The sequence below is a fragment of the Massilia eburnea genome (genome assembly GCF_009720745.1).
Taxonomy (GTDB): Bacteria; Pseudomonadota; Gammaproteobacteria; order Burkholderiales; family Burkholderiaceae_D; genus Rugamonas; species Rugamonas eburnea.
Window position 1 is genome coordinate 38,645 of the sequence record NZ_WNKX01000021.1, and the last position, 25,344, is coordinate 63,988.

Here is a 25,344-nt window from a genome sequence, read left to right on the forward strand (position 1 = left end):
CTGCTCCTTTTCTCTGTTACCGAAGCCACTGTAATCTTTCCCATCGCGGGAAGGTCAATAGCTTTTTCATGCTGCAATACGGTAATAATAAACTTCCACTAGAATAAGAAAAATACACTAATGTTGAATTGATTGTTCAGAATCTCGAACAATGGGGTGGACTCATGAATAAGCTGCAAGCAATGGAAGTCTTTGTCCAGGTGGTTGACGCCGGGGGCTTCACGCGCGCCTCGGAAACCCTGCAACTGCCCAAGGCCACCGTCTCCACCCTGGTGGCCAGCCTGGAAACCGCGCTGGCGGTCAAGCTGCTGCACCGGACCACGCGCCAGGTATCCGTCACCGCCGACGGCGCTGCCTACTATGAAAGATGCCTGCGCATCCTGGCCGACGTCAAGGATGCCGAGGAATCGCTGTCACGCACCCGCCTGAGCCCCAGCGGCCGGCTGCGGGTCGACGCGCCGACCGGATTGTCGAATGAAATCCTGGTGCCCGCCCTGCCCTCATTCTTTGAACAATACCCCGATATCCAGCTTGAACTCGGTTGCAGCGACCGGCCCGTCGATTTGATCGAGGAAGGCGTCGATTGTGCAGTGCGGGGTGGCCAATTGGCCGATTCCACGCTGATCGCGCGGCGCGTCGGCCTGCTCAATTTCGTCACCTGCGCGGCGCCCTCCTACCTGGAACGCTTCGGCACGCCGACGCACCCGCGCGATCTGGAACGGCACCGCTGCATCAATTATTTTTCGTCCAAGACCGGAAAAATCTACAACTGGGATTACGCGCGCGACGGCGAGCGCATCGAAATGACCTTGCCTGGCATGGTCGCGCTGAACGATTCCAACGCCTACCTGACCGCAGGGCTGGCCGGCCTGGGTATCATCATGATGACGGACGTACAGCTGGACAACCACGGCGGCAATGGCAGCCGCCTGGTGCGCGTGCTGGACGACTGGATTACCGACCCGCTGCCGATCCACGTGGTGTACCCTCAGAACCGCCACCTGTCGGCCAAGGTGCGTGTCTTCGTCGAATGGGTGGCGGACCTGATGGCCAGCCACCCCCAGATGCGGCTGCGCCCACTGGCCAACGCCCCTGCCCTGCCTTTGGAGCTGACTGCATGACCGAACGCCTTGTCTTCCTCGACCGCGACAGCATTATCGCCGACATCCGCCGGCCGGCCTTTGCCCACGAATGGGCTGAATACCCGGCCTCCAGTGCAGCCGAAGCGATCGAACGCCTGCAGGGCGCAACGATCGCCATCAGCAACAAGGTGCCGCTGCGCGCCGAGGCGCTGGCCGCCCTGCCAAGCCTGAAGATGATCGCCGTCGCCGCCACCGGCACCGACATCGTCGACCTGGCCGCGGCGCGCGAACGGGGCATCACGGTATCGAATATCCGCGGCTATGCGCACGCGGCGGTGCCGGAGCATGCGTTCGCCCTGATCCTGGCGCTGCGCCGCCAGCTGCTGGCCTATCGCGCCGACGTCGAGGCGGGCCTGTGGGAGAAGTCGCCGCGTTTCTGCCTGTTCCACCACCCGATCCGCGACCTGCACGGCAGCCGCCTGGGCCTCCTGGGCTACGGCGACCTGGGCAAGCAGGTGGCCCACCTGGGCCGCGCCTTCGGCATGGAAATCGTGGTCCACACCCGCACGCCGAGCGACGACCCGAACGTACGCAACGTGAGCTGGGATGAGCTGCTGGAAACTTCCGACGTATTGAGCCTGCATGCACCGCTCACCGACGCCACGCGCAACATTATCGGTGCGGACGAACTGGCGCGCATGAAGCCAAGCGCCATCCTGGTCAACACCGCGCGCGGCGGCCTGGTGGACGAAGCTGCGCTGGCCGACGCCTTGCGGCGCGGCGTGATCGCCGGCGCCGGCTTCGACGTGCTGTCCAAGGAGCCGCCCGTGCCCGACAACCCGCTGCTGCAGCTGCGCCTGCCCAACTTCCTGCTCACGCCCCATTCGGCCTGGGCCAGCGGCCAAGCCATGCAAGGCCTGGCCGACCAGCTGATCGACAATATCGAAGCCTTCATCGCAGGCCGTCCGGCCAACCGCGTCGCATGAAGCCCGTCCGCTACAAGGCGGCCCTCGGCACCTACCTGGCGCTGGCCTTCTGCGCACTGGCCATGCTGATGGGCGCCATTCTTGCCGCCATCATCGGCCACACCGCCGGCGACCAGGTCAAGGCCGATATCGGCAATGCGCTCTCGGACCTGGCCCTGCAAGCGTCGGACAAGCTCGATCGCAATATGTTCGAGCGTTACCGCGAACTTCAACTGCTGGCCCAGCGTCCCGACATGGGCGCCGCCGCCCCGCCCGCCGCCCGCCGCGCCACGCTGGAAACGCACCAGCGCAGCTACCCGCACTATGCCTGGCTCGGCGTCACCGGCGAGGACGGCCATGTGCTGGCCGCCACCGGCACCCTGCTGGAAGGCCACGACGTCAGCGAGCGCCCCTGGTACCGCAACGCCAAGGCCGGCACCTTCGTCGGCGACGTGCACGATGCGGCGCTGCTGGCCAAGCTGCTGCCGGCCTCCGGCCCGGACGCGGCGCGCTTCATCGACCTCGCCTTCCCGCTGGCAGACGACAGCGGCGTCCTGGGCGCCCACCTGTCGTGGCAATGGGCGCGGGAACTGGAACGTTCGGTGATGGAACCGGTCAGCATCCACCGTGAGGTGCAGGCCATCATCGTCGACCGCGCCGGCAAGGTCCTGCTCGGCCCGCCGGAGCTGGAGGCGAAGACCTTGCCGCTGCAGGGCCGCCATGCCGGCTACCGCGTCGAACGCTGGTCCGACGGCGTCGACTACCTTGTTGGCTACGCGCGCACGCGCGGCCACGCCGCCTACCCCGGCCTGGGCTGGGCGGTCCTGGTGCGCCAGCGGGTCGACACCGCCTGGACGCCGGTACACGAACTGCAGGAACGCGCCTGGTGGATGGGCGTGGCGATGGCTGCCCTGTTCTCGCTGCTGGCCTTCCCGCTCTCGCGCCGCATCGCACGCCCGCTGCGCCAGCTGGCCGACGCCGCCGACCGTATCCGCCAGGGCGAGGCCGCCGCACTGCCGCAACTGGCGCCCTACGCCGAAGTACAGGCGCTGTCGCGCACCTTGATCTCACTGGTGGCCAACCTGGAAGGCCGCGTCAGCGCCCGCACCCGCCAGTTGCGCGAAGCCATGCAGCGCATCGGCGCCATCATCGACAGCGCGCAGGACGCCTTCATCGCCGCCGATCCCGATGGCCGCATCAGCGACTGGAACCCGGCCGCCGAGCGCATGTTCGGCTGGACGCGCGCGGAAGCCGTCGGCAAGAGCTATATCGCGCTGATGGTGCCGCAGCGCTTCCGCGCGCAGCAGGAAGCCGCCCTGGCCGCCGCCCGCGGCAGCGATGCCGCCTCCTTCGGCCGCCGCGTGCAGCTCGCCCTGATCCGGCGCGACGGCGCTGAGCTGGTGGTGGAAGCGAGCGTCAGCCGCCCCGCCGATGCCTTGTTCACGGCCTTCCTGCACGATATTTCCGAGCAGCGCAAGGTGGAGGAGATGAAGAACGAGTTCATCGCCACCGTTTCCCACGAGCTGCGCACGCCGATGACTTCGATCCGCGGCTCGCTGTCCATGCTCATCGAAGGCGCGGCCGGCGAGTTGCCGCCGGACGTGCGGCACCTGGTCAACATTGCCTACCAGAGCAGCGAACGCCTGGTACGGCTGGTCAACAATATCCTCGATATCGAAAAGATCGAGGCCGGCAAAATGGATTTCCGCAGCGAAGAACTGACCGTCGCCCCACTGCTGGAAGAAGCCTTCAATGCGGTGCGCGGCAGCGCTGCCGAGCGTCCGGTGGCGCTGGAACGCCAGGGCGATGGGCGCGGCATGAAAGTGCGCGGCGACCGCGACAAGCTGGTCCAGGTGCTGGTCAACCTGCTCTCCAACGCCATCAAGTATTCACCGCAGTTCAACACCGTGACCCTGGCCTGCGCCGCCACGCCGGAAGGGATTCGCATGTCCGTCAGCGACAACGGCGCCGGCATCCCGCAGGAATTCCAGGCTCGCGTCTTCGAAAAGTTCGGCCAGGCCGACAGTTCCGACACCCGCATCAAGGGCGGCACCGGACTGGGTCTGGCGATTTGCCGCGCCATCGTCGAACAGCATGGCGGCAGCATCGGCTTCGAGACCAGGGAAGGCCAGGGGACGACCTTCCACGTGGTGCTGCCGGCCGTTAGCTGATGTCGCGCTGCCAGCCGGCCTTGCGGTTCATTACGCCCCACTTGGCCTCGCCGCCGCGCAACCACTTGAACAGGCCCACCAGGCGCCACCAGCTGTTCAGCTGCCGGTACCCGAAATTCTCGGCGACCACCACCACCGCCAGCATCAACAGCTGGCCCGGCCGCTGGTACAGGTGGAAGGATAGCTCCTCCAGCAACAGGCCGAAGGCGGACAGCAGGATGCCCAGTCCGATGGCGACGAAGAAGAAGATGGCCGCCGAATCCCAGGAAATCCAGCCCTGCCACCAGGCCACCGCCATGAACACATAACCGAAGATCTCGACCAGGCCGCCCAGCCATTCGAACAGGACGAAGAACGGGAACGCCAGCCAGCCCGCTACCCCGCCGTGCCGGTTGAACATCAGGCCCCAGTTGCTGTTCAGGCTTTCCGACAAACCGCGCTGCCAGCGGATGCGCTGGTTGCGCAGCTGCTTGTGGTCTTCCGGCGCCTCGGTCCAGCACACCGGGTCGGCCACGAATTCAATCTTGTACGGAGTGCCGCGCGCGCGCAGCTTGCGGTGAATGCGCACCACCAGCTCCATGTCTTCGCCGATGGAGCCGGGCGTATAGCCGCCGACCGACACCACGGTCTCCTTGCGGAACAGGCCGAAGGCGCCGGAGATGATCAGCATGCCGTTGATGACGGACCAGCCCAGGCGGCCGAACAGGAAGGCGCGCAGGTATTCCACCACCTGGAACAAGGCCCAGGGATTGTGCGGCATGCCGATGCGCGTCAGGTAGCCGCCGCGCACTTCGCAGCCGTTGGCGATGCGCACCGTGCCGCCGCTGGCCACCATCTGCGGGTCGCCCAGGAAGGGACGCACCAGGCGCTGCAGGCTGTCGCGCTGCAGGATGGAATCGGCGTCGACGCCGCAGAACAGCGGGTAGCGCGCGGCATTGATGCCGGCATTCAGGGAATCGGCCTTGCCGCCGTTGGCCTTGTCGATCACGCGCAGGTTCGGGAAGCGCGTGGAGCGGTAGATCGCGCGCACCGGCTCGGTCTCCAGCTGGATACGGTACGCCTCGGGGAAAGGCGCCAGCGAGAACTCCTCGGTCAGCACTTGCAGCGTGCGGTCGGTCGAGCCGTCGTTGACGACGATGACTTCCATCTCGGAATACGACAGCTGCAGCATGGAGCGCACCGAGGCGGCGATGGTGGCCTCCTCGTTATAGGCCGGCACCACGATGCTGATGGGCGGCTCCAGCGCGGAATACACCTGCGGCAGGTCGTCCAGCACCGCCTCCTGGGCGCGCTTGCGCAGCGCGAACATGGCCAGGATATTGAGCAGCAGGTAGCCGCCGTTCAGCAGCACGAAGTACACCAGCACACCAACGGTGAAGATCTGGATCACCAGCGAGTCGGGCTTCATGCCACCTCTCTTTCAGCCGCCACCTGCTTGAGCATATCGGCGGCGTAGCGGTCGTCCGCATTGCGTAAATCGGCCAGTTCGGCCTCCGTCAGGAAAGGCAAGGACAGCAAGGCCTCTGCAGCGCGGTAGCGCACCCACCATTCCGGGTCGGACAGCAAGGCGCGCAGCCGGTCGACGTCGCTGCGGTCGCCCAGTTCGCCCAGCGCACGCACCGCCTGCAGGCGGATGCGCCAGTCGGCGCTGCCCAGGTGTCCCCGCACCTGTTCCAGGACAGCCGGCGAGCGGGCCAGGCGCAAGGCGGCCAGCACCACGTCGGCCTGGTCGCTGGCCAGGTAGCCCTTCAGCTGCGCCAGCGGCAGGTCGATGCGCAAGGCCGCCACCAGGCGCAAGGCTTGCGGCAATTCTTCCGGCGTGACGCGCAACAAGGCCAGGGCCAGCACCAGCTGCCATTCGCCGCGCACGTTCTGCAGGATATTGGCCAGCTGGGACAATGGCCAGTCGTCGCGCCGCAGCAGCACGGGGGCCATTTCCTGCGCGGAGCGTGCTGCATCGGTCTGCACCAGCGCCCACAGCGCATGCACGGAGGAGGCACTGTCGGCGGCATGCGCCGCCCGCGCCAGCGGTTCCCAGGATGCCTTGTCGCGCATATGGCCCAGCGCCAGCGTCGCCAGCAGCCGCTCGGCGCGGTTGCCGCGCACCAGCAGCTTGCGCATATACGCATCGCAGCCCACGCGGCGGGCGATGCGGTTCAAGCCTTCGCTGGCTTCGCCGCGCACCGCTTGCTGCAGGTGCAGCCAGAGCTTGATGAACAGGACCTGGTCGCGCCGCGCCAGTTCGGGCAGGTTGGCCAGTTCATCGCCGGCGATCGCGGCATTCAGCAGGGGGCGCCATTTCAGCGTCAAGGCCTGCTCGCGGCGCTGCAGACGGCGCATCGAGAAGCGCAGCCAGACGATCTGCAACCCGACCAGCACGGTCAAAACAATGGTACCAATGCCGGCCCATAATGCGACCTGCAGGTAGATGTCAGAAGGCGGTCTGTAGTCCAAACTATTCCTTCAGGTGGCGGCGCACGCGCGCCAGCAGTTCATTGGGCTGGAATGGCTTTACCACGTAGTCGTTGGCGCCCTCGTCGAGTGCGCGCACGATGTCTTTTTCAGTGTGCTTGGCGGTCAGCATGACGATCGGCACCTCTTGCCAACCCTGCTGCGCACGAATGATCTGCACCAGCTCGAAACCGTCAATATAAGGCAGCATGACGTCCAGCAGCACCAGCGATGGCGGCGTGTTGGTGGACATGATTTCCTTGCGCGCCGCCAGGCCGTCGGCCGCAAGAGTGGTTTTGTAGCCCTGCCGCTGCAGGATGAACGTCAGGATTTGGCCAATGTGTTCGTCGTCTTCAATTACCAGTATCGAGGTATCAGGCATAGGCTTCCAGCATTATTGCGCATCAAATTCCGCGGCGGCCTTGGCTGACCACAGCGCTTCGTTATAAGTGGCGAAGGGAATGTCGTAGCGTTCGACCGCCCCGTCTTCGCCGATGAAGTAGGTCCACCATCCTGCCGGGTCCGAGACCAGGGCAATATCTCTCGGCTTGCAATGTTCATGCAAGTCGTCCCCCGCTTCCAGGGTAATGATGCGGGTCTTGCGGTGTCGGATCAGCGTTGCCATGGCGCATTCTCCTGATGGGCGATGCAAGTATTGTAATGCGTTATGCGGGCAACGGACACAATGTATTTAAATTGGCAGCCTGCTGGCAGGAGGAGCGCACCATGAATGCATCGAATACCCAGCCCCCACTGAATCCGGGCGACCAGGCCGCGCCGGGCACGCCGGGCAGCGGCGAAGGCATTTGCCCTGTCTGCAGCGGCAGCGGCAAGACGCCGGACGGCAAGGACTGCCCCAACTGCGGCGGCAGCGGCCGCATCATCGAAGGCATCGGCGGCGGCTAGCCTGCGCGATTCAGCCGGCGCCGAGGCGCTGCCGCAGGAAGTCGATGAACAGCCTGGCGCGGGCCGGCAGGTGGCGCGTCTCGGTCAGCGCATGCACCATGATCGGTTCCATATGCCAGTCCGGCAGCACGCGCTGCAGGCGGCCGGTCTGCACCTCGTGCTTGACCAGCAGCGGGTCCAGGGCGGAAATGCACAAGCCGTTGGCGGCAAAGGACATGCTCAGGGCCGCGCTATTGGTGGCATAGCGCGCCTGCGCCATCACTTCCACCACCTCCTCGCCGCGATACAGCTTGCGCCAGATATCGGGCACGCGGCTCGAGAAAAAGCGCCCGCACATGACGTGCTGCACCAGGTCGCAGGCATGCTCCAGCGGCGGCATCTTGGCCAGGTAGACCGGCGAGGCGTACAGGTAGCGCGGCATGTTTGCGATGCGCCGCACCACCAGCGTGGACGGTGCGGTAGGCGGCTGCCCCATGCGGATGGCGACGTCGAAGGGTTCCGACTGCAAGTCCACGGTGCGCGATGAAATGTCGAATTCCATCTTGATGTCCGGGTACATGTCGGCGAATTCCATCAGCACCGGCGCCAGGTAGCCCACGCCGAAACTGGAGGTCATGGTTACGCGCAGGATGCCGGCCGGTTTTTCCGACCAGTCCAGCAGCGCTTCATGCGCATTCATCGCTTCTTCCACGATGCCCTGGCAGCGCTTGAAGTAGGCCTCGCCCGCTTCGGTCAGCTCCACCTTGCGGGTCGAGCGGTGCAGCAGGCGCAGGCCGATGCTCTTTTCCAGTTCGGCGATATTGCGCGACAAGGTGGAATTCGACATGTCCAGCGCCTCGGCGGCCGCGCGGAAGCTCTTGCGCTTGGCCACCTCGACGAACAGGCGCATATGGTGAAGCCTATCCATTCATTGCTCCATTTTTGGGATATTCAATTCGATTATAAGCATTTATCCCAACAATGAAACAGTTCACAATGCGCTTACTTCGACCTTTAGCAGAAAGGAAACGCAAATGAACAACACCAAACCCACCGTGTTTGAAGAGTTATGCAAGCTCCTGGCTGGCCTGGTGTTCAGGGCAGGAGGATCTCCCTGCTGACTTGCTGGATGTCCCGCTTGCCGCAGAAGGCCATCGAGATATCCAGTTCGTTGCGGATGATGTCGAGGCAGCGCGTCACGCCTGCCTCGCCGAGCGCCCCCAGCCCGTAGAGGAAGGGGCGGCCGATGTAGACCCCGCGCGCGCCGAGCGCCACAGCCCGCAGCACGTCCTGGCCGGAGCGCACGCCGCCATCCATATGCACTTCAATCTGCTGGCCGACCGCATCCACGATGCCCGGCAGCGCGGCGATGGAGGATGGTGCTCCATCCAGCTGGCGGCCGCCATGGTTGGACACGATCAGTGCGTCGGCGCCGCTGCTGGCGGCCAGGCGCGCATCCTCGGCGTCCATGATGCCCTTGATGATCAGTTTGCCGCCCCAGCGGTTCTTGATCCACTCCACGTCGTTCCATGACAGGCTCGGGTCGAATTGCTGGCTGGTCCAGGACGAGAGCGAAGACATATCCGATACCGATTGCGCGTGGCCGACAATATTGCCGAACTGGCGGCGCGAAGTGCCCAGCATGCCGGCGCACCAGCGCGGCCTGGTCGCCATATTCAGCATATTGGCGAGGGTCAGCCGCGGCGGCGCCGACAGGCCATTGCGCAAATCCTTGTGGCGCTGGCCCAGCACCTGAAGATCGAGCGTCAGCACCAGTGCCGAACAGTTGGCGGCCTTGGCCCGGTCGATCAGGCGGTTGATGAAATCGCGGTCCTTCATCACGTACAGCTGGAACCAGAAGGGTTTGGTCGTGTGCGCCGCCACGTCCTCGATCGAGCAGATGCTCATGGTCGACAGCGTGAACGGGATGCCGAATTTTTCCGCCGCGCGCGCGGCCAGGATTTCGCCATCGGCATGCTGCATGCCGGTCAGTCCGGTCGGCGCCAGCGCCACCGGCATGGCGACTTCCTGCCCCACCATCGTGGTGCGCAGGCTGCGGTTGTTCAGGTCGACGGCCACACGCTGGCGGAACTTCAGCTTCTGGAAGTCAGCTTCATTAGCGCGGTAAGTGGATTCAGTCCAGGAGCCGGAATCGGCATAGTCATAAAACATGCGTGGCACACGGCGCTTGGCCAGGCGGCGCAGGTCTTCAATGCAAGTGATGAGTGTCATTCCTGCATATTAACGCAGGAATTGCACCACAGCCGTGATCATCGCCGCGTTAATGGCAGTTTGTATCGTGATAATTCCAAGGGCGAAGGTGAGGAGATCTTTACGACTTTCAGCCTTCGTTGCGACCTGCTTGAATTCCGATTCGATACGCTGCTCAAGTCGAGTCATCCGCTCTTCCAGATGGGCGATGCGCTCCTCCAGCCTCTGGACACGCCTGTCAAGCCGCTCGACGTCGGCACGTATGCCTTCAATCTGACGCTGCAAATCAGCAAACTCGGCTTTCGTCGCATAGTCGCGCTTGAACTCCTCGAATTTGCCAAGCAAATCATCGACTTTCGATTCCAGAATGGCGATCCGCACGTCCATACTTTCATCTTTGGGCATGGTCTTTTCTCCGTCAAGCAGGCACAGGTACGATTGTGCGCGCGCAACGGCGGTGCGGATTTGATGCAGCTCAGTGACGCTTGAGGACTTCTTTACGGAACCAGTCGTCCAGCATTTGCTTTTCGTAGGGGTAGGCGTCCGTGTTGTAGCGGTTGCCGTTCATCAGGTAGCCCGGATCGGAGAGCTGGCTCTCGCCGCTGGCGACGACCTTGCCGTCCTGCTCGATGCTGTAGCGCAGGTGCATGCGCGGCCAGTCGGCCTGTCCTTTCAGCACCCGGACGTCCTGCACCGACACGCGCGGGAACTCTTCACCGGCCAGGTCGATGTCCAGGATGTCCACCTTCAGCACCTGCCCTGCCGGCAATTGCTCGGACAAGCGGTTGAAGTGCTCGCGCAATACAAACTGCATATCTTCCCGCTTGTGGAAGTCGCGCGGCACGTCCGTCATCTTGTCGACATTGATGAAATTGACGGTCGCGGCGGCAAAGGCGCTCGCCGTAGCGATGAACAGTACGGCAGCGGCGCTGGCTTGAATGAGCTTGTTCATGATTAAAGTATAGCACTCGTATTATTGTCCAAGAATGGCAATGGCGACCGGCGTCACTCCGGTGGCCATCAGGCCTGAGAAGGCAAGTGCGCCGGTGCCAGGATGGATGTCATACACCGACACAGCATAGTCACCCTGGTTAACGACATAGGCGAACTTGCCGCCCGGATCAACATTCACCGCCACCGGTTTCCACCCGGCGTTGACACGCCCCAGGGACGCGAGCGCACCCGTGCTGGAATTGATGGCGTACATCGACACCGTATCGCTGGCAGCGTTCGCCACATAGAGAAACTTGCCGCTCGGGTCGGTGGCCAGCGACGAGGGCGCAAGTCCCGCAGCAATCGCGCCGATGGAAGTCAGCGCGCCAGTGCTGGCATTGACCGCATACATTGACACATCATCGCTGCCGGAATTGCTCACATACAGATATTTCCCACCCGGCTCAATCACTACCGACGAAGGGAAGGCACCGGCCGCAAACGTGCCCGCAGCCGTCAATGCGCCGGTCGATGCGTTGATCGCAAACATCGACACTGCATTGCCGCCGTTATTGGCCGCATAGACAAATTTGCCGCCCGGGTCCACCGCCACCGTGCCCAGCCCGGATCCGGCATCGACCTCGCCGACAAAAGCCAGCGCCCCGGTGTTCGCGCTGATGCTGTAGGCCGACAACTTGCTGCCGTTGACCAGGAAGGCAAATTTGCTGCTGGGGTCGATTGCCAGGGAAGTCGGCTTGAATCCCGTGCCAACCTTGCCGGCAAAGCTGAGCATGCCAGTGCTGGCATCGACGCCATACCACGACAAGCTCTCGCCAACGTTGTGCACCACGTACGCAAATTTGCCGTTGGGAGCGACGACGACGGAACGGGGCCCGCCACCAACACTGAGATTGTTTTTGGCGGTCAGCCAGCCATTCGCAGCATTGATGTCATATGTCAGCACGGTGTTGCTGACGATATTGGCCACATAGGCAAAGCGCGGCGTCGGCGTCACGCATTTGATCGCAATATTGTTTACGGCCCCGCCGACTGTGCCGCTGCCGCCGGTCACGCTGCAGTTCTGCCTGGGCGCGCCCGGCTGATTCTTGACGGTGACGTCGTAGCGGGTCCCGCTTGCCAGCGAAGCGCTGAAGGTAAAGTTGCCGTTGGCGGAAATCGGCAAGTCATTCGCCCCCTTGTTCTGCAGCACCAGGCCACTGCCGGACATGCCGGTGACGGTCCCGCCCAAGGTATAGCTTGGCGGCGGGTTCGCCGATCCGCCATTGCCGCCGCCGCCACCGCATCCGGCAAGCATCAAGGCCGCAGCGCATGAAATTGCCGCCGCAATTGCCGCGGCAGGTAAGCTGGAATGCATCGAACGCTCCAATGATTAACTATTTAGTAATTTTCAACCAATAGGATGTCATGAGCGCAATTCGAGCGTTGTATTCGTTTGCAGTAAAAATGTAAAAAGGGTCCACACCTCCCGGTATGGACCCTCCTCAATTTGGTGCGGCTGGCAGGAATCGAACCCACGACCCCTTGGTTCGTAGCCAAGTACTCTATCCAGCTGAGCTACAGCCGCAAAAACTGCTTTTTCCACATCGCTCGACAGCGACGGGTACAACACTTACAAAAACTGGTGCGGCTGGCAGGAATCGAACCCACGACCCCTTGGTTCGTAGCCAAGTACTCTATCCAGCTGAGCTACAGCCGCAAAAACTAAATTATAACAGTCAGTTATGCATACTACCAACTTCCTGCTATTCCCTTCGCTCGACAGCGAAGGGCCCAAACATTTACTGCAAATTCTGGTGCGGCTGGCAGGAATCGAACCCACGACCCCTTGGTTCGTAGCCAAGTACTCTATCCAGCTGAGCTACAGCCGCTTAAGAAGCAGGATTATATCGCATGAATTTCGTTTTGGAAAGCTTACGTTCTGCTCAACTTTCCGAGGCGAAACCGGCGTTTCCGGCTCTTTCCTGCGCAGTATCCTGTGCAAGGAGGCAGCATTATATGCGGGTGTTTCCCATCTGTCCAGCGTCGCGAAACAATTTTCTTTATTGCCTTACAGACATCATTACTTCATTCATGAAACGTATTTCTCTCATCATGAATGGAAATTGGATCTTTATGCGGCAATGCAGCATCATTCACCTGTCTCCTCTATTCTCCTCCAAGAAAATAGAATTCGGGCCCGCCAAGCAGCGGGCCTTTTTTTTTGCCGCCCTTGGTGTAGCATTGCCCATATTGACATCGAGGCACTGATACGGACATGGCGCACATCGCAGGTGAAAGCATGGCAACCCAGGACTGGTCGCGTGCCGATCTCGGCCCCCAGGACAGCTGGCCGCAAGCCCTGCGGCTGGCCCTGGACATCATGCTCAACACGCCGCTGCCCATGCTGCTGATGTGGAGCCGGCGCCAGGTCATGCTGTACAACCAGGCTTATGCCAGCAACGTCGCCAGCGCCGCCGCCGTGCCGCCCGGCGGCACCGTGCCGGCCGTGCCGCCTTCGGCCTGGAGCTGGAACCCGCAAGCAATGGAACAAGCCTGGGCCGGCCAGAGCCTGGTTTTCCCGCGCCAGCCGCTCAAGCTCTGGCGCGACGGCAATATGCTGGAAGTGCCCTTCGACCTGCATTACACGCCGCTGCGCGCCGGCGATGGCGAAGTCGCCGGCATCCTCTGCACGCTGGCCCCGGCCAGCGCGGCCGCCCTGCCCGGCGCGGCCGCCAATGACGCCCACCTGCGCATCCTGGTGGTGGAAGACAACCAGGACGCGCAATACCTGGTCTGCGAAATGCTGCGCGCCTTCGGCCACGAAGTCAGCGCCGTCGCCAATGGCGAAGCGGCCCTGGAGCTGCTGGCCGGCAGCGAATTCGACGTGCTGTTCAGCGACGTCAGCCTGCCCGGCATGAGCGGCGTCGAACTGGGCCGCACCGCATTGAAGCGCCAGCCGCGCCTGCGCATCATCTTTGCTTCCGGCTACAGCCAGTCGCTGACCAGCCACCTCGATTTCCCTGCCGTCTCCATGCAAAAGCCCTACGATATCGAACAGCTGCAACAGGCATTGCAAGATTTACATTAGGCAATAGTGCGGCGGCAAGGACTTGCCAACGCTACAATCGAACGTTATGAGTCCCGATCCCCGCACGCACAACGTACTGGATAGCATGGGTGACGGCTTCGCCGTCATCAGCAGGGACTGGACCGTCCAATACCTGAACCCGAGAGCAGCGGAAATGCTGCTGCCGCCCGTGCCCACGCTGCGCGACCCGCGCGGGCAGCAGCTTTGGCAAGCGTTTCCGGGCCTGGCCGACGGAGCGCTGGAAGCGCCCCTGCGCCGCACCCTTGAGCAAGGCCTGCCTGCCACCTGCGAATTGTTCTACCAGCCCAGCCAGCGCTGGATCGAGGTGCGTGCCTGGCCTTCGCCCATGGGCATGACTTGCCTGCTGCTCGACATCCACCAGCGCAAGCTGCACGAGCGGGGCCTGCGCGAAAGCACCAACCGGCTGCAGGTGGCGCTCGCCGCCGGCCGCCTTGGCGACTGGGAATGGAATGCCGCGAGCAACCTGGTGCGTCTGGGCCGCCGTGCCGCCGAGATCTTCGAACTGCCTGCGGAAATCCCGATCACCTGGCAGGTGCTGCGCGACCGTATCGCAACGGACGATTTCGCGGCAGTCGAGCAAGCCTTCATCGACGCTTGCCTGGCGCGGCGCGACTTCAACATCGAATGCCGCGTGCAACGCCGTGACGGCGATGCCTGCTGGCTGTCGGTGATCGGCCACGGCGACTTTGGCGACGACGGCAAGCTGCGCGGCGTGATCGGGATGGTGCAGGACATCACCCAGCGCAAGAAGGCCGAAGACGCCCTGCGCAACAGTGAAGAGGAGCTGCGCGCCCTCGCCAACAGCATCCCGCAACTGGCCTGGATAGCCAGCAGCGACGGCGTCATGACCTGGTACAACGAGCGCTGGCGCGAATATACGGGCATGGAAGAAAAGGATCTGCTGGGCGACGGCCGCCTGCAGGCCTACGCGCCGGAAGTGCTGCCGGCCATGCTGTCGCGCTGGCGGCTCTCGGTCGAGACCGGCCACCCCTTTGAAATGGAATTCCCGATCCGCGCCCGCGACGGCCAGTACCGCTGGTTCCTCACGCGCGCCAACCCGATGCGCGATTCCGGCGGGCGCATCCTGCGCTGGTTCGGCACCAGCACCGACGTCGACCAGGTCAAGCGCGTGCAGGAACAACTGCGCGACGAAACGAATATGCTGGAACTGCTGAACAGCACCGGCACCGCGCTGGTGCAGAACCGCGAGCTGCATTCGCTGCTGCAGGAGGTGACCGATGCCGCCACCAGCATTTCCGGGGCGCGCTTCGGCGCCTTCTTCTACCACGGCCCCGGCGCCGATGGCAGCCGCCAGGCCATGCATACGCTGTCGGGCTCGCCGCCGGCCGATTTCCAGGGCTTGCCGCATCCGCAGGTGCGCAGCGGCCTGGCCGTCCCGATCCTGGCGCGCGCCGGCGAAGTGGTCGGCACCCTCTTCTTCGGCCACCCCGAACCGAATATGTTCAACGAGCGCACCGAGCGCCTGGTCAGCGGCGTCGCGGCGCAAGCCGGCATCGCCATCGATAATGCGCGCATGGTGGAGGCAGCCCAGCGCGCCGCCGAAGAACGCAAGGTGCTGCTGGACCGCGAGCGCAGCGCGCGCGCCGAGGCCGAGCGCAGCAACCAGATGAAGGATGAATTCCTGGCCACCCTGTCGCATGAGTTGCGCACCCCGCTGACCGCCATCCTGGGCTGGTCGCAAGTACTCCGGCGCGGCAACCGCACGGCGGAGGAACAGGTGCGCGGCCTGGAGACCATTGAACGCAATGCGCGCGCCCAGGCCCAGCTGATCGAAGACTTGCTGGACATGGGCCGCATCACCTCGGGCAAAGTCTTGCTGGACATGAAGCTGCTGATGCCGTCCGTGGTGGTCGACGCCGCGCTGGAAGCGGTGCGCCCGGCCGCCGAAGCCAAGGGCATCCGCCTCGAACGCGACTTCTCGCCCACCGGCCATGTGGCGGGCGACGCCAACCGCCTGCAGCAAGTGGTGTGGAACCTGCTCACCAATGCGCTCAAGTTCACGCCGCGCGGCGGCGCCGTGCGCGTCTCGATCTGGGCCCATGCGGGGCATGCTGAAATAACGGTGACCGATAACGGCGTCGGCATCCGCCCTGAATTCCTGCCCTATGTATTCGAGCGCTTCCGCCAGGCCGATGCCTCCACCACGCGCCGGCACGGCGGCCTGGGCCTGGGCCTGTCCATCGTCAAGCACCTGGTCGAGCAGCATGGCGGCACCGTGTCGGCCGCCAGCGAGGGCGAAGGCATGGGCTCCAGCTTTACCGTGCGCCTGCCGCTGGCCAGCGGCGAGATCCGCGCCCAGCGCATGCACAGTCCGCCGCGCGCCGAGAAAGTGCCCCTGCCGGACATGGGCTTGCGCGACCTGGGCGGCCTGAAAGTGTTGCTGGTGGACGACGAGGCCGATGCACGCGAGCTCATCAGCCGCATCCTGCGCGATTGCGGCTGCACAGTGCAGTGCGCAGGCAACGCCGCCGAAGCCGTGGCACTGGCGCGCGCCGGCCAGTATGACCTGCTGCTGAGCGATATCGGCATGCCCGATGTTGACGGTTTTGAATTATTGTCACGCATACGCGCCCTGGGTGCGGGACGCGGCGGCGCCATGCCCGCCATCGCCCTGACCGCCTTCGCGCGCTCGGAAGACCGCCTGCGCGCCCTCGAATCGGGCTTCCTCGACCATGTGCCGAAACCCATCGAACCTTCTGAATTAGTAGCAACGATTGAGCGCGTTTGTTCTGCAAGCAAGCATGGTTGAGGACTACCCGAACACGGGAAAATGTCCTACAAGCAATGGCCGAAATCTTTGCTAGACTGGTTAATGACACGTGCGCCACGGCAAACTGCCGCAAGCTACACTGAGACTCCAGTTCCCGAGACCGCCATGCCAAGCCCAGATGAGATCCTTAATGCCAAGATCCTGGTAGTTGACGATTGCGCTGACAATATCGACCTGATGTTGGAAATCCTGCGCGATGCCGGTTACACCAATGTGACGGCCACCATGTTGCCGGAGCAGGTTTGCCCCCTGCACCGCCAGCATCGTTACGATCTGATCTTGCTGGACCTGCAAATGCCGGAACTGAATGGCTTCCAGGTCATGAAGGGCTTGAAGGAAATCGAACAGGAAGGCTACCTGCCGGTGCTGGCCCTGACCGCCCAGCCCAGCTTCAAGATCGCCGCACTGGAAGCCGGTGCGCGCGACTTCATCAGCAAGCCCTTCGACCTGCTCGAAGTGCACAAACGCATCCACAATATGCTGGAAGTGCGCCTGCTGTACAAGGAGCTCGCCTCCTACAGCAAGCAGCAGCAGGAACTGGCGCTGCACGACCCGCTGACCGGGCTGCCCAATCGCCGCCTGCTGGAAGACCGCATCGCCACCGCCTTGCAGCACGCCGCGCGCGCCCAGCGCCGCGCCGCCGTGATGTACCTCGACCTCGATGGCTTTAAGGGCATCAACGATACCCACGGCCACGCCTATGGCGACGAGATCCTGAAGCAGGTGGCGCAACGCCTGGTCAATTCCGCCCGCAAGGAAGACACCGTGGCCCGCATCGGCGGCGACGAATTCGTGATCGTGCTGGGCGAGGTCGGCACACTGGCCGATGCGCAGGAGCCGGCAAGCAAGCTGATCGAAGTGGTGGCCCAGCCCTACCAGGTCAATGGCCTGACGCTGCAACTGTCCACCAGCCTCGGCATCGCGCTCTATCCCGACGATGCCGGCACGGTCGACAACCTGATGCACGTGGCCGATGCCGCGCTGTACGAAGCCAAGCGCAGCGGCAAGAACCGCTACTGCTCCGCCAGCCATGAAAGCGCGGGCCAGGCGCAGCAGCCAGTGCAGGTAACGGCGGCCTGAAACGCCAGGCCGCCGCGCGGGTCAGGCAGTGGTTTCAGCTTCTGCTTCGCGGCCCGCATCGGTCGATTCTTCCACCTTGCCGGCGTGCTGGTGGTCTTTTTGGGCATCAACTTTTTCCGGCGCCACTTCAATGCGCGTGATCCCTGCATCCACCGAGATCGGATCGCTGGCCGGGAAGGTCATTTCGACCGCATCGTCCAGCAGTTCCTCCTTGGCTTTTTCAGCCGGGGCCAATTGTTCTTCGTCGGCCAGGATGGCAATGGCGCAGGCCCAGCGCACGAAGTTGAGCTGGGCAAGGTCGCGCACGGTACTGACGCCGAATGCCGCCTGCAGGTGCTTGGCATCCTTGGGGCTCAGGCCGCGCAAGGCGCTGACCGGAGCATCGGCCAGTTCGCGGAAACTCTTGTCCACATACTCTTTGTCAACGATGGTGTCGATATTCATGGTCACTCCTTCATTGGACGAGTTTTCACTATGGCAGCAGGCTTCCCGCCTGACTGTGCGCGTGCGTACACACCGCGTGTACGATTGGCATGGGTTCTTTTGACACAGTAAAAAGGCAACGCTATGATCAGACTGGTGGACAAGCCAAAGATCCTCGTCGTCAACGACGATGCCAACAGTCTTTTCGCGCTGACCAACCTGCTCGAGCAGTGGGCGTCGCAAGAAAATTACGAAGTAGTCGCCGCGCGCTCAGGCGAGGAAGCCCTGCGCGAGGTGCTCACCCATGATTTCGCTGTCATTCTGCTCGACGTCAACATGCCGGGCATGGATGGTTTCGAAACGGCCGAAGCCATCCACCAGCGGCCGCGCTCTTCGGACATCCCCATCATCTTCATTACCGCCTTCGTGGCGGACGAACTGGACCGCCTGAAGGCTTACCAGAAAGGCGCGGTGGACTTCCTGTTCACGCCGGTCATCCCGCAAATCCTGTATGCAAAGATCAGTGTCTTCGTGTCGCTCGCCACCAAGAACGAAGAATTACGGCGGCAGGCGCGCCAGCTTAGCCAGCGCACCGCCGACCTGATTGCCAGCAACCAGCGCCTGCTGCGCGAAATCGAAGAACGCAAGACGGCGGAACGGGCCAGCCATGCCAAGGACGAATTCCTGGCCATGCTGGGGCACGAGCTGCGCAACCCCCTGTCTGCCATCAGCAGCGCCGCTTCGCTGATCGGCCTGCCGGGTGTGAACGCGGACAGCGTCGGCCATGCCAAGAAGATCATCCAGCGCCAGAGCCGCCACCTGGGCCGTATCGTGGACGACTTGCTTGATCTGAGCCGCGCCATGTCCGGCAAGATTCTGCTCAACCGCCTGCCGCTGGACATGGGGGCCTTGCTGAAAACCACGCTGGAAACTTTCCGCGCCACCGGCCGCCTGGAGGATTATCACGTCTCCGCAGAAGTCGCCCCGTGCTGGGTGAACGGCGACGCCACGCGCCTGGAGCAGGTGATCAGCAACCTGCTGGACAACGCGCTCAAATACACGCCGCCGGGCGGACGCATCGAGGTGCTGAGCGACGTGGACGAAGGCGAAGTCACCATCAGCGTGCATGACAGCGGCGTCGGCATTTCGGCCGACCTGCTGCCGCAGGTATTCGACGTTTTCGTGCAAGGCGCCAGCACGCTGGACCGCGCACAAGGCGGGTTGGGCATCGGGCTGTCGCTGGTGCGGCGCCTGGTGGAACTACATGGCGGCAATGTTTATGCGGAGAGCGAGGGACCGGGCGAAGGCAGTACCTTCACCCTGCACCTGCCCTGCATCGACCACGTGACGGAAACAAAGGCACCTCCCATGGACACAAGCGAACACCCCAAGCCAGCCGTGCTGCTGGTGGAGGATAACGACGATGGCCGTGAAATGATGGCCATGATGCTGGGCTGCTACGGCTACCCGGTACAGCATGCCGCCGACGGCTTCCAGGGCCTGGCGACCGCGGCGGCGGCCAAGCCCGATATTGCCCTGGTCGATATCGGCCTGCCGGGCATCGATGGCTACGAAGTGGCGCGCCGCATGCGCGCCAACCCGGAAACCCACCACATCAAGCTGATCGCCCTGACCGGCTACGGCCTGGCCGACGACCAGCGCCGCGTGATGGATGCCGGCTTCGACATGCACCTGGTGAAACCGGTGGACGTCGATCTGCTGCTGCGCGCCATCGACGAATGCATGGCGCGCACGCCAGCCACGGCGCGCGCCTGAGCCCACGCCGCCATGGGGCGCCGCGTGCGCCCCTGCTGACCATACTCATGTATGATCAGTGCAATAAACATGAACCACGAAACATATGTCTGCCACCTCGGACGCCGCTGAACTTCGAGAACTGCTGGGTTACGTCAACAATTGCTGGGACGACGAGCGGCGCGCCCTGTCGCGCCAGATGCACGACAGCCTGGGCTCCTCGCTGACGGCCCTGACCATGCACCTCGGCCTGCTCACTTCCAAGCTGCCGCAAGAACCCGCGCTGCTCGACCGCGCAGAACAGATGAAGAAACTGCTGCACGCGATCATCGAAACCAACCGCGGCATGCAGCACAAGCTCTGGAACGACAAACTGGAATTCCTGGGCCTGCGCGTCGCGCTGGGCGAACTGGTCAGCCAGTTCGGCGCCGAACACCTGATGAAAACCCAATGCAGCCTGCCGGAGGAAGAGCCGGCCTGCCCCCGTTCGCACCGCGTGGTGCTGCTGCGGGCGGCGGAAGAAGGCTTGCGCAACGTGGCGACCCATGCACGCGCCAGCAAGGTTGAAGTGATCGTCGACGATATGGACGACAGCATCGTACTGGTGGTGAAGGATGACGGCGTAGGCCTGGGCCAGGCCGCTGTTCCGGATGAAGACTGGCAGCGGCACCACGGCTTGCGCATGATACGCGAGCGCGCCATTTTCCTGGGCGGCGCGCTGTCGCTGACCGCCAATGAAGGCCAGGGCGCCGTCCTGACGGTATCCCTGCCCAAGCCGCCGCTCGATTAGGGCTTGTGTTCAGCGTCCCCGCCTGAGCGCCATCCAGGCGGACAAGGGCAGCGCCAGCGCTGCAATCCCGAACCATAGCCAGGTCGGCATGTGGAAACCGTGTTCGTCGTCATACGCCTGGCCGGGCGCGACGGCGCGGTGCACCTCGGGCTGTGCCGGATTGTAGTACACCGTCACGCTGTCGCCGGGCTTGTGCTGGCGGCAGCCGGCGGGATCGTGCGCCGGGCCGCGCCGGCGCTTGCCTTCCAGTTCGAACTCATACCACCACTGGCCGTCGTTGCTGCAATCGAGCGCAACCACATGGCCGGCAGCCATGGCGTGGTGGCGCGCCAGCTCGGCCACCTCGCTGGCGCGGTTATAGCAGCCTCCCAGCAAGGCGGCACATGCGCACGCTGCCAGCAGCGCCCTCAATGCAGCTTGACCAGCGGCGTGGCCCGTTTGACCAGGAAGCGCGCCACGGCCAGCACGCCGGTGCGGATGGTGCCCAGCACGGCCTGGTGGTGCAGCAGGTGCAGGCTGACGTACATCATGCGAGCGAAGAAACCTTCCACGAACCAGCTGAAGCCGCGCAGGGAGCCCATCAGGCTGCCGACCGAGGTCGACTGGCCGAACGAAACCAGCGAACCATAGTCGCGGTATTCGTAAGGCTTGTCTTGCGGCGCCTTGCCGCGCGCCTGGCGCAGGAAGGTCTCCAGCAGGTAGTCGGCCTGCTGGTGCGCGGCCTGGGCGCGCGGCGGCACCGGCTTGCCATCGGCGCCGAGGCATTGCGCACAATCGCCCAGTGCATACACGCCGGGCACGCCCTTGACCTGCAGCTTGCCTTCCACTTCGATCTGGCCGCCCTTGGCAGTCGGCAGGCCAAGCGTGGCGAGGAAGCCGGGCGCCTTGATCCCTGCGGCCCAGACCACGATATCCGAGGGATAAGTTTGCGCGCCGACGGCGACGTGGTCGTGCGCGATCGCGGTCACGCGGCAGTCGGTCACCACCTTGATGCCGCGCTCATTGAGCAGCTTGAGCGCGGCGCCCGATACGCGTTCCGGCAATGGCGCCAGGATGCGCGGCGCACCTTCGAGCAAGGTGATGCGCACGTCGCGGATCGGGTCCAGGTGGCCGAAGCCGTAGGAAGTGTAGACACCGCTCGCTTCGCGCAGTTCGGCCGCCAGTTCGACGCCGGTGGCGCCGCCGCCGATGATGACGACATCGACACCCTCGGCGCCCTGCTGCGATCCCTTCTGCAAAGCTGCGCGCGTCAGCAGCTTGAGCAGCGTCAGGCGGAAACGTTCCGCATCTTCGGTCGCGTTAAGGGAAATGGTATGTTCGGCCGCGCCAGGCACGCCGAAATAATTGGAAGTGCTGCCGACCGCCATCACCAGCGATTCGTAGCCGATGCAGCGTTCCGGCAGGACGGTCTCGCCGCCCTCGCTGGTAATGGCCGCCACCGTGATCTGCCGGGCAGCGCTGTCCAGCGCCGTCATGGCGCCATAGACATAGGTGAAGCCATTGTCATGCGCCAGCATCTGGTAGGACAGGCCCTCCTGGTGGATGTCCAGGGTGCCCGCCGCCACCTCGTGCAGCGAAGGCTTCCAGATGTGGTAAAGCCTGCTATCGACCAGCATTACCTGTTGCGGGCCGAGCTTTCGGCCCAACTTGCAGGCCAGCTCAAGGCCGCCCGCCCCTCCACCTACGATCACATATTTGCTCTGCAAACAGTTCTCCAAGTTAAAGGCGGCGGTCGGCCGCCGGTTTAGTCGCCGTGCTTGCCGTGGCCTTTGCCGTGGCCTCTGCCGTGACCATTGCCGTGACCGCGGTCATCGTCGTCATCACGGTCGCGGCCGTGGCCGCGGTGTTCGTCGCGGTAGCGCGGAGCGTATTCGTTGGTGTACCAGTCGTCACGCACGAAGTAGACGTTACGGCCGCATGCGTTGTAAGCGCCGCAATGCTTCGCCCAATCCTTGGCGTGGCCTGGCGGTACGCGCAGGTACAGTGGCTCAGCGATGATGCGTGCTGGGCGCTGAACGATCACTGGCTGTGGATACAGCACCGGTGGCGGCGCCATATTGCCGATGTCAATACGGCCAAAAAAGCCTGGTTGGCCGACGGTGACGGAAACGCCTACGTCCTGGGCAAAAGCAGAAGTGCTGAGTGCCAGCGCGGCGGCGGCTAAGAGCTGGATCTTCATGGTCGTGATTATATAAGTTGTTGAAAAAGCGCGTTTGCGCGCGGTCATTGTACCAAAGCAAGTTCACTACCAACGTTCGGTAGCGTACATTCGTTGACACGCGGCAACACTTTCAGGCGTGGGCGGCCATGGCGGCACGCAGGCGGGCGATGGCCTGCTGGGCCTGCGAAATGACCTTATCGGCAATACGTTTGCGCACCGCCTGCACCCGGCCGGCGGCTTCCGCTTCCAGCATCAGCGGCGTCAGCAGCTGGGTAGCGGATTCGTGGAAACTGGACGCAATGCGGTCCAGCTGGCGGCCGAAAGCACCCTGCACGTCCTGCAGCCGCTTGCGCAACTCTTCCTCGAAGGCACGGCGGCGGTCCTGGATTTCCGAACGCTTGCGGCGGCCGGCATCGGCGAACCATTTGAAGGCTCCCGCCAGCAGCACGGCGCCGCCGACGAAAGGAGCGGCGGGCGCCACGACGGGCAGCACGACCGCCACGCCAAACAGGTAGGCAGCCGTTCCCGTGCCGGCGGCGGCCACGGCGCTGCCCATCAGGGTGATATTGGCGGCGGAATCCACTGTCTGCGCCAGGCGGGTACCGACGCGCATGCGCGGCATCAGGCGCGCCAGCGTGGCGTGGTGCTGGCGTTCGAAGACGGTAGTCTGGGTCAGGCGGATATCGGACTGGAACAGGGACAGGTCGTTCTGCAGCAAATCCAGCACTTCTTCCTTGCGCTGCACTACGCGGTCGAGGCGCGACTCCATCTCCTTGCCGAAGTGCTCGCCGCTCGCGCGCTCGCTGGCTTCCGGATTGCAGGCCAGCGCCAGTTCGATGGCGTTGCCGGCATCGTGCACGGCGTCTTCGATGTCCTGGTTCAGCATGCGGCGCTCGTAGGCGATGCGGGCATCGACCAGGGCCAGGCGCTGCTGCACCTGGTGACGCAGCTGCTGGGCAGTTGCCAGCAGGCCGGCGGCGCCGGCTTCGCAGGCGAGCATGGAGTTTTCGTGTTCGCGGTAGGTTTCGATGCCTTGGCAGATGGCGGCAACGGCCCGTTCGACGGCAGTATGCAGCTCATCCAGGCTCATCAGGCCACCGTTAAAGCCGCGCGCATGGTTCAGCAATTCCGCATGGCCCATGGTGCGGCCGAAGTCGGCGACGGCATCGGCCACGCCCCTGCCCTTTACCAGCTTGCGGGCCTGGTCGCCAAGGTTGCTGAGAAGGCGGCGTTCTTCCTCCGGCGGCAAGCCGAACAACTGCTCCGGCGTCAATTTGATATGCAGGGCCTTGGCGATTTTCTGCGCCAGCGGGCGGGCCGAGGTGCCTTGCAGCGCCAGCAGCGGCTTCATCAGGTTAAACGCCTGGTGGCGCGAGTGCTCTGCGACAGTCGGGCTGGAACGGGCCAGGGCATGCAGGGCCGAATCGACAGTGACGCCAATTTCAATGGCATTCAGCATGATGGCGGTAAAGACGGCGGAGGCGCGGCCATCGCCTGCCAGGTCGGTCACGGCGGCGAATTGCGCCAGGCTCAGGACACCTTCGGTACTGGCAACGGCGCCCACGGTGCGGGCAAGGTTGGAAGTGAAGCCCTGGTCGGCGGAAAGATGTTCATCGAGTCCGCGCAAGAGGACGGTGTGCTCGGGGGCAGCCGGCTCAAGGGCGGCTGTTGTGGTGATGCTCGCGGCTCCATAAGTGCTTTGCACAAATACTCCGTTCGCTCAGTCCAGGCTAATGGCATTCTAGACCATATGTTGTCATTACCCAAACAGTTTTAGCGCCGCCATCGCCCCGACCAGCGTGAGCGTTTGCGCCAGCATCAAGCGCAGGATTTTGTTTTCGAGCCGCTCCAGCTTCAGGTCGAATCTCTGCTCAAATTTTTCCAACTCGGACATATGCACTACGGGATCGGGCGTGGTAGACATGTTACGCTCCTTAGACAGAAAGCGTCATGATCCCGCGCCTACGGTGTAGGCTCCGTGGGCAAAATCAAGGTTTCCTTGATTTCCTCCATGACGACATAGGACTTGGACTGCGCTGCGCCGGGAAGGTTCAACAGCATATCGCCCAGCAGCTTGCGGTATTCCGCCATCTCATGGATGCGGGCCTTGATCAGGTAATCGAAATCACCCGACACCAGGTGGCACTCCTGCACCTCGGGAATGCGCAGCACCTCGCGCCGGAACTGCTCGAAGTGGCTGGCCGATTTCTGGTTCAGCGTAATCTCCACGAACACCAGCAAGCTGGCGCCCAAGGCACGCGGATTGAGCCGTGCGTGGTAGCCGGCAATCACCCCATCGCGCTCCATGCGCTTGACCCGCTCGATGGTCGGCGTGATCGACAACCCCACCTGCTCGCTCAAATCCTTCATCGCAATGCGCGCATCGTCCTGCAGGATGCGCAATATCTTGCGGTCAATCTTGTCCAGTCCCCGGACCGACTCTTTCTGAATTCGCATGATTTTTTACTGTTTTAACGATTTCATATAGTAACAAATACTAGTAAAACTTGGATATCCTAGCAAAATAATCCGTCACA

25 protein-coding genes and 3 tRNA genes are annotated in these 25,344 nt (G+C 63.5%); 9 read left to right on the plus strand and 19 right to left on the minus strand.

The window, feature by feature from the left end; translation table 11 throughout:
- The first annotated feature begins 164 nt into the window (after window positions 1-164).
- From GM658_RS22280 to GM658_RS22290, 3 genes are read left to right on the plus strand one after another with little or no spacing between them, the layout of a single operon-like run.
- The gene (locus GM658_RS22280) at window positions 165-1,121 is read left to right on the plus strand and encodes a LysR family transcriptional regulator (RefSeq protein WP_155456261.1); all 957 of its coding nucleotides are present in this window, start codon (window positions 165-167) and stop codon (window positions 1,119-1,121) included.
- Complete coding sequence (locus tag GM658_RS22285) at window positions 1,118-2,068, plus strand: D-2-hydroxyacid dehydrogenase (protein WP_155456262.1); 951 nt, start codon at window positions 1,118-1,120, stop codon at window positions 2,066-2,068. Before GM658_RS22280 ends, GM658_RS22285 begins: the two co-directional genes overlap by 4 nt.
- Window positions 2,065-4,218, plus strand: a complete 2,154-nt coding sequence (locus GM658_RS22290; RefSeq protein WP_155456263.1) for a sensor histidine kinase — start codon at window positions 2,065-2,067, stop codon at window positions 4,216-4,218. Before GM658_RS22285 ends, GM658_RS22290 begins: the two co-directional genes overlap by 4 nt.
- On the opposite strand, the gene GM658_RS22295 is transcribed toward GM658_RS22290, so the two are convergent.
- Genes GM658_RS22295 through GM658_RS22310 form a run of 4 tightly spaced genes read right to left on the minus strand, consistent with a single transcriptional unit; the run spans window position 4,211 to window position 7,294 of the window.
- Complete coding sequence (locus GM658_RS22295) at window positions 4,211-5,626, minus strand: glycosyltransferase family 2 protein (RefSeq protein WP_155456264.1); 1,416 nt, start codon at window positions 5,624-5,626, stop codon at window positions 4,211-4,213. The genes GM658_RS22290 and GM658_RS22295 overlap by 8 nt on opposite strands.
- A complete protein-coding gene (locus GM658_RS22300) occupies window positions 5,623-6,672 on the minus strand; it encodes a HEAT repeat domain-containing protein (RefSeq protein ID WP_155456265.1) in 1,050 nt (349 codons plus the stop codon). The genes GM658_RS22295 and GM658_RS22300 overlap by 4 nt, the downstream gene beginning before the upstream one ends.
- A gap of 1 nt (window position 6,673) precedes the next feature.
- Window positions 6,674-7,051, minus strand: a complete 378-nt coding sequence (locus tag GM658_RS22305; RefSeq protein WP_155456266.1) for a response regulator transcription factor — start codon at window positions 7,049-7,051, stop codon at window positions 6,674-6,676.
- A 12-nt stretch (window positions 7,052-7,063) separates the two neighbouring features.
- Window positions 7,064-7,294, minus strand: a complete 231-nt coding sequence (locus GM658_RS22310; RefSeq protein ID WP_155456267.1) for a hypothetical protein — start codon at window positions 7,292-7,294, stop codon at window positions 7,064-7,066.
- A gap of 101 nt (window positions 7,295-7,395) precedes the next feature.
- Here GM658_RS22310 and GM658_RS22315 point away from each other — a divergent pair, with 101 nt between their 5' ends.
- On the plus strand, window positions 7,396-7,575 hold the full coding sequence (locus tag GM658_RS22315; RefSeq protein WP_155456268.1) for a hypothetical protein: 180 nt from the start codon (window positions 7,396-7,398) through the stop codon (window positions 7,573-7,575).
- A gap of 10 nt (window positions 7,576-7,585) precedes the next feature.
- Here the strand turns inward: GM658_RS22315 and GM658_RS22320 are convergent, their stop codons facing one another.
- From GM658_RS22320 to GM658_RS22355, 8 genes are all read right to left on the minus strand, one after another.
- Window positions 7,586-8,482 carry a LysR family transcriptional regulator gene (locus GM658_RS22320; RefSeq protein WP_155456269.1) on the minus strand — a complete coding sequence of 299 codons (897 nt, stop codon included), beginning with the start codon at window positions 8,480-8,482 and terminating at the stop codon, window positions 7,586-7,588.
- 167 nt (window positions 8,483-8,649) lie between these two features.
- Complete coding sequence (locus GM658_RS22325; RefSeq protein ID WP_155456270.1) at window positions 8,650-9,786, minus strand: alpha-hydroxy acid oxidase; 1,137 nt, start codon at window positions 9,784-9,786, stop codon at window positions 8,650-8,652.
- 9 nt (window positions 9,787-9,795) lie between these two features.
- A complete protein-coding gene (locus tag GM658_RS22330; protein ID WP_155456271.1) occupies window positions 9,796-10,170 on the minus strand; it encodes a hypothetical protein in 375 nt (124 codons plus the stop codon).
- Between the two features lie 70 nt (window positions 10,171-10,240).
- Window positions 10,241-10,717, minus strand: a complete 477-nt coding sequence (locus GM658_RS22335) for a DUF3016 domain-containing protein (RefSeq protein ID WP_155456272.1) — start codon at window positions 10,715-10,717, stop codon at window positions 10,241-10,243.
- A gap of 21 nt (window positions 10,718-10,738) precedes the next feature.
- Window positions 10,739-12,073, minus strand: a complete 1,335-nt coding sequence (locus GM658_RS22340; RefSeq protein WP_155456273.1) for a lactonase family protein — start codon at window positions 12,071-12,073, stop codon at window positions 10,739-10,741.
- A gap of 133 nt (window positions 12,074-12,206) precedes the next feature.
- A tRNA-Arg gene (locus GM658_RS22345) sits at window positions 12,207-12,283 on the minus strand.
- A gap of 55 nt (window positions 12,284-12,338) precedes the next feature.
- Window positions 12,339-12,415: transfer RNA gene (locus GM658_RS22350), tRNA-Arg, on the minus strand.
- A gap of 95 nt (window positions 12,416-12,510) precedes the next feature.
- Window positions 12,511-12,587, minus strand: a tRNA-Arg gene (locus tag GM658_RS22355).
- A 410-nt stretch (window positions 12,588-12,997) separates the two neighbouring features.
- Here GM658_RS22355 and GM658_RS22360 point away from each other — a divergent pair.
- The 3 genes from GM658_RS22360 (at window position 12,998) to GM658_RS22370 (ending at window position 17,678) form a co-directional block, all read left to right on the plus strand.
- Window positions 12,998-13,786: a response regulator gene (locus GM658_RS22360; protein WP_229417021.1), complete on the plus strand. Its 789-nt coding sequence runs from the start codon at window positions 12,998-13,000 to the stop codon at window positions 13,784-13,786.
- Between the two features lie 46 nt (window positions 13,787-13,832).
- Window positions 13,833-16,577, plus strand: a complete 2,745-nt coding sequence (locus GM658_RS22365; protein WP_155456275.1) for a hybrid sensor histidine kinase/response regulator — start codon at window positions 13,833-13,835, stop codon at window positions 16,575-16,577.
- A gap of 126 nt (window positions 16,578-16,703) precedes the next feature.
- Window positions 16,704-17,678 (plus strand): diguanylate cyclase domain-containing protein, encoded by a 975-nt coding sequence (locus GM658_RS22370; RefSeq protein ID WP_155456276.1) that lies wholly within the window; start codon window positions 16,704-16,706, stop codon window positions 17,676-17,678.
- A 21-nt stretch (window positions 17,679-17,699) separates the two neighbouring features.
- Here GM658_RS22370 and GM658_RS22375 read toward each other — a convergent pair whose 3' ends face one another.
- Window positions 17,700-18,122 (minus strand): hypothetical protein, encoded by a 423-nt coding sequence (locus GM658_RS22375; protein ID WP_155456277.1) that lies wholly within the window; start codon window positions 18,120-18,122, stop codon window positions 17,700-17,702.
- A 123-nt stretch (window positions 18,123-18,245) separates the two neighbouring features.
- Between GM658_RS22375 and GM658_RS22380 the strand changes: the two genes are divergently transcribed.
- Both GM658_RS22380 and GM658_RS22385 read left to right on the plus strand, forming a co-directional pair.
- Window positions 18,246-19,877, plus strand: a complete 1,632-nt coding sequence (locus tag GM658_RS22380; RefSeq protein WP_155456278.1) for a response regulator — start codon at window positions 18,246-18,248, stop codon at window positions 19,875-19,877.
- An 85-nt stretch (window positions 19,878-19,962) separates the two neighbouring features.
- Window positions 19,963-20,646 carry a sensor histidine kinase gene (locus tag GM658_RS22385; RefSeq protein WP_155456279.1) on the plus strand — a complete coding sequence of 228 codons (684 nt, stop codon included), beginning with the start codon at window positions 19,963-19,965 and terminating at the stop codon, window positions 20,644-20,646.
- A gap of 9 nt (window positions 20,647-20,655) precedes the next feature.
- On the opposite strand, the gene GM658_RS22390 is transcribed toward GM658_RS22385, so the two are convergent.
- The 6 genes from GM658_RS22390 to GM658_RS22415 form a co-directional block, all read right to left on the minus strand.
- Window positions 20,656-21,057: a DUF3592 domain-containing protein gene (locus GM658_RS22390; protein ID WP_155456280.1), complete on the minus strand. Its 402-nt coding sequence runs from the start codon at window positions 21,055-21,057 to the stop codon at window positions 20,656-20,658.
- Entirely contained in the window at window positions 21,054-22,352 is a 1,299-nt protein-coding gene (locus tag GM658_RS22395) for an NAD(P)/FAD-dependent oxidoreductase (protein ID WP_155456281.1), read from the minus strand. The genes GM658_RS22390 and GM658_RS22395 overlap by 4 nt, the downstream gene beginning before the upstream one ends.
- 38 nt (window positions 22,353-22,390) lie before the next feature.
- Entirely contained in the window at window positions 22,391-22,825 is a 435-nt protein-coding gene (locus tag GM658_RS22400; protein WP_155456282.1) for a type 2 periplasmic-binding domain-containing protein, read from the minus strand.
- A gap of 112 nt (window positions 22,826-22,937) precedes the next feature.
- A complete protein-coding gene (locus GM658_RS22405; protein ID WP_371865222.1) occupies window positions 22,938-24,512 on the minus strand; it encodes a hypothetical protein in 1,575 nt (524 codons plus the stop codon).
- A gap of 54 nt (window positions 24,513-24,566) precedes the next feature.
- Window positions 24,567-24,731: a hypothetical protein gene (locus GM658_RS22410; RefSeq protein WP_155456283.1), complete on the minus strand. Its 165-nt coding sequence runs from the start codon at window positions 24,729-24,731 to the stop codon at window positions 24,567-24,569.
- A 38-nt stretch (window positions 24,732-24,769) separates the two neighbouring features.
- Entirely contained in the window at window positions 24,770-25,264 is a 495-nt protein-coding gene (locus GM658_RS22415; protein ID WP_155456284.1) for an Lrp/AsnC ligand binding domain-containing protein, read from the minus strand.
- Between the last annotated feature and the right edge of the window lie 80 nt (window positions 25,265-25,344).

What these genes read in the sequence shown, in the direction of transcription:
- GM658_RS22280 (WP_155456261.1), top strand. Translation starts at nt 165, where the DNA reads ATGAATAAGCTGCAAGCAATGGAAGTCTTTGTCCAGGTGGTTGACGCC.
- GM658_RS22285 (WP_155456262.1), top strand. Translation starts at nt 1,118, where the DNA reads ATGACCGAACGCCTTGTCTTCCTCGACCGCGACAGCATTATCGCCGAC.
- GM658_RS22290 (WP_155456263.1), top strand. Translation starts at nt 2,065, where the DNA reads ATGAAGCCCGTCCGCTACAAGGCGGCCCTCGGCACCTACCTGGCGCTG.
- GM658_RS22295 (WP_155456264.1), bottom strand. Translation starts at nt 5,626, where the DNA reads ATGAAGCCCGACTCGCTGGTGATCCAGATCTTCACCGTTGGTGTGCTG.
- GM658_RS22305 (WP_155456266.1), bottom strand. Translation starts at nt 7,051, where the DNA reads ATGCCTGATACCTCGATACTGGTAATTGAAGACGACGAACACATTGGC.
- GM658_RS22310 (WP_155456267.1), bottom strand. Translation starts at nt 7,294, where the DNA reads ATGGCAACGCTGATCCGACACCGCAAGACCCGCATCATTACCCTGGAA.
- GM658_RS22315 (WP_155456268.1), top strand. Translation starts at nt 7,396, where the DNA reads ATGAATGCATCGAATACCCAGCCCCCACTGAATCCGGGCGACCAGGCC.
- GM658_RS22320 (WP_155456269.1), bottom strand. Translation starts at nt 8,482, where the DNA reads ATGGATAGGCTTCACCATATGCGCCTGTTCGTCGAGGTGGCCAAGCGC.
- GM658_RS22325 (WP_155456270.1), bottom strand. Translation starts at nt 9,786, where the DNA reads ATGACACTCATCACTTGCATTGAAGACCTGCGCCGCCTGGCCAAGCGC.
- GM658_RS22330 (WP_155456271.1), bottom strand. Translation starts at nt 10,170, where the DNA reads ATGCCCAAAGATGAAAGTATGGACGTGCGGATCGCCATTCTGGAATCG.
- GM658_RS22335 (WP_155456272.1), bottom strand. Translation starts at nt 10,717, where the DNA reads ATGAACAAGCTCATTCAAGCCAGCGCCGCTGCCGTACTGTTCATCGCT.
- GM658_RS22340 (WP_155456273.1), bottom strand. Translation starts at nt 12,073, where the DNA reads ATGCATTCCAGCTTACCTGCCGCGGCAATTGCGGCGGCAATTTCATGC.
- GM658_RS22360 (WP_229417021.1), top strand. Translation starts at nt 12,998, where the DNA reads ATGGCAACCCAGGACTGGTCGCGTGCCGATCTCGGCCCCCAGGACAGC.
- GM658_RS22365 (WP_155456275.1), top strand. Translation starts at nt 13,833, where the DNA reads ATGAGTCCCGATCCCCGCACGCACAACGTACTGGATAGCATGGGTGAC.
- GM658_RS22370 (WP_155456276.1), top strand. Translation starts at nt 16,704, where the DNA reads ATGCCAAGCCCAGATGAGATCCTTAATGCCAAGATCCTGGTAGTTGAC.
- GM658_RS22375 (WP_155456277.1), bottom strand. Translation starts at nt 18,122, where the DNA reads ATGAATATCGACACCATCGTTGACAAAGAGTATGTGGACAAGAGTTTC.
- GM658_RS22380 (WP_155456278.1), top strand. Translation starts at nt 18,246, where the DNA reads ATGATCAGACTGGTGGACAAGCCAAAGATCCTCGTCGTCAACGACGAT.
- GM658_RS22385 (WP_155456279.1), top strand. Translation starts at nt 19,963, where the DNA reads ATGTCTGCCACCTCGGACGCCGCTGAACTTCGAGAACTGCTGGGTTAC.
- GM658_RS22400 (WP_155456282.1), bottom strand. Translation starts at nt 22,825, where the DNA reads ATGAAGATCCAGCTCTTAGCCGCCGCCGCGCTGGCACTCAGCACTTCT.
- GM658_RS22410 (WP_155456283.1), bottom strand. Translation starts at nt 24,731, where the DNA reads ATGTCTACCACGCCCGATCCCGTAGTGCATATGTCCGAGTTGGAAAAA.
- GM658_RS22415 (WP_155456284.1), bottom strand. Translation starts at nt 25,264, where the DNA reads ATGCGAATTCAGAAAGAGTCGGTCCGGGGACTGGACAAGATTGACCGC.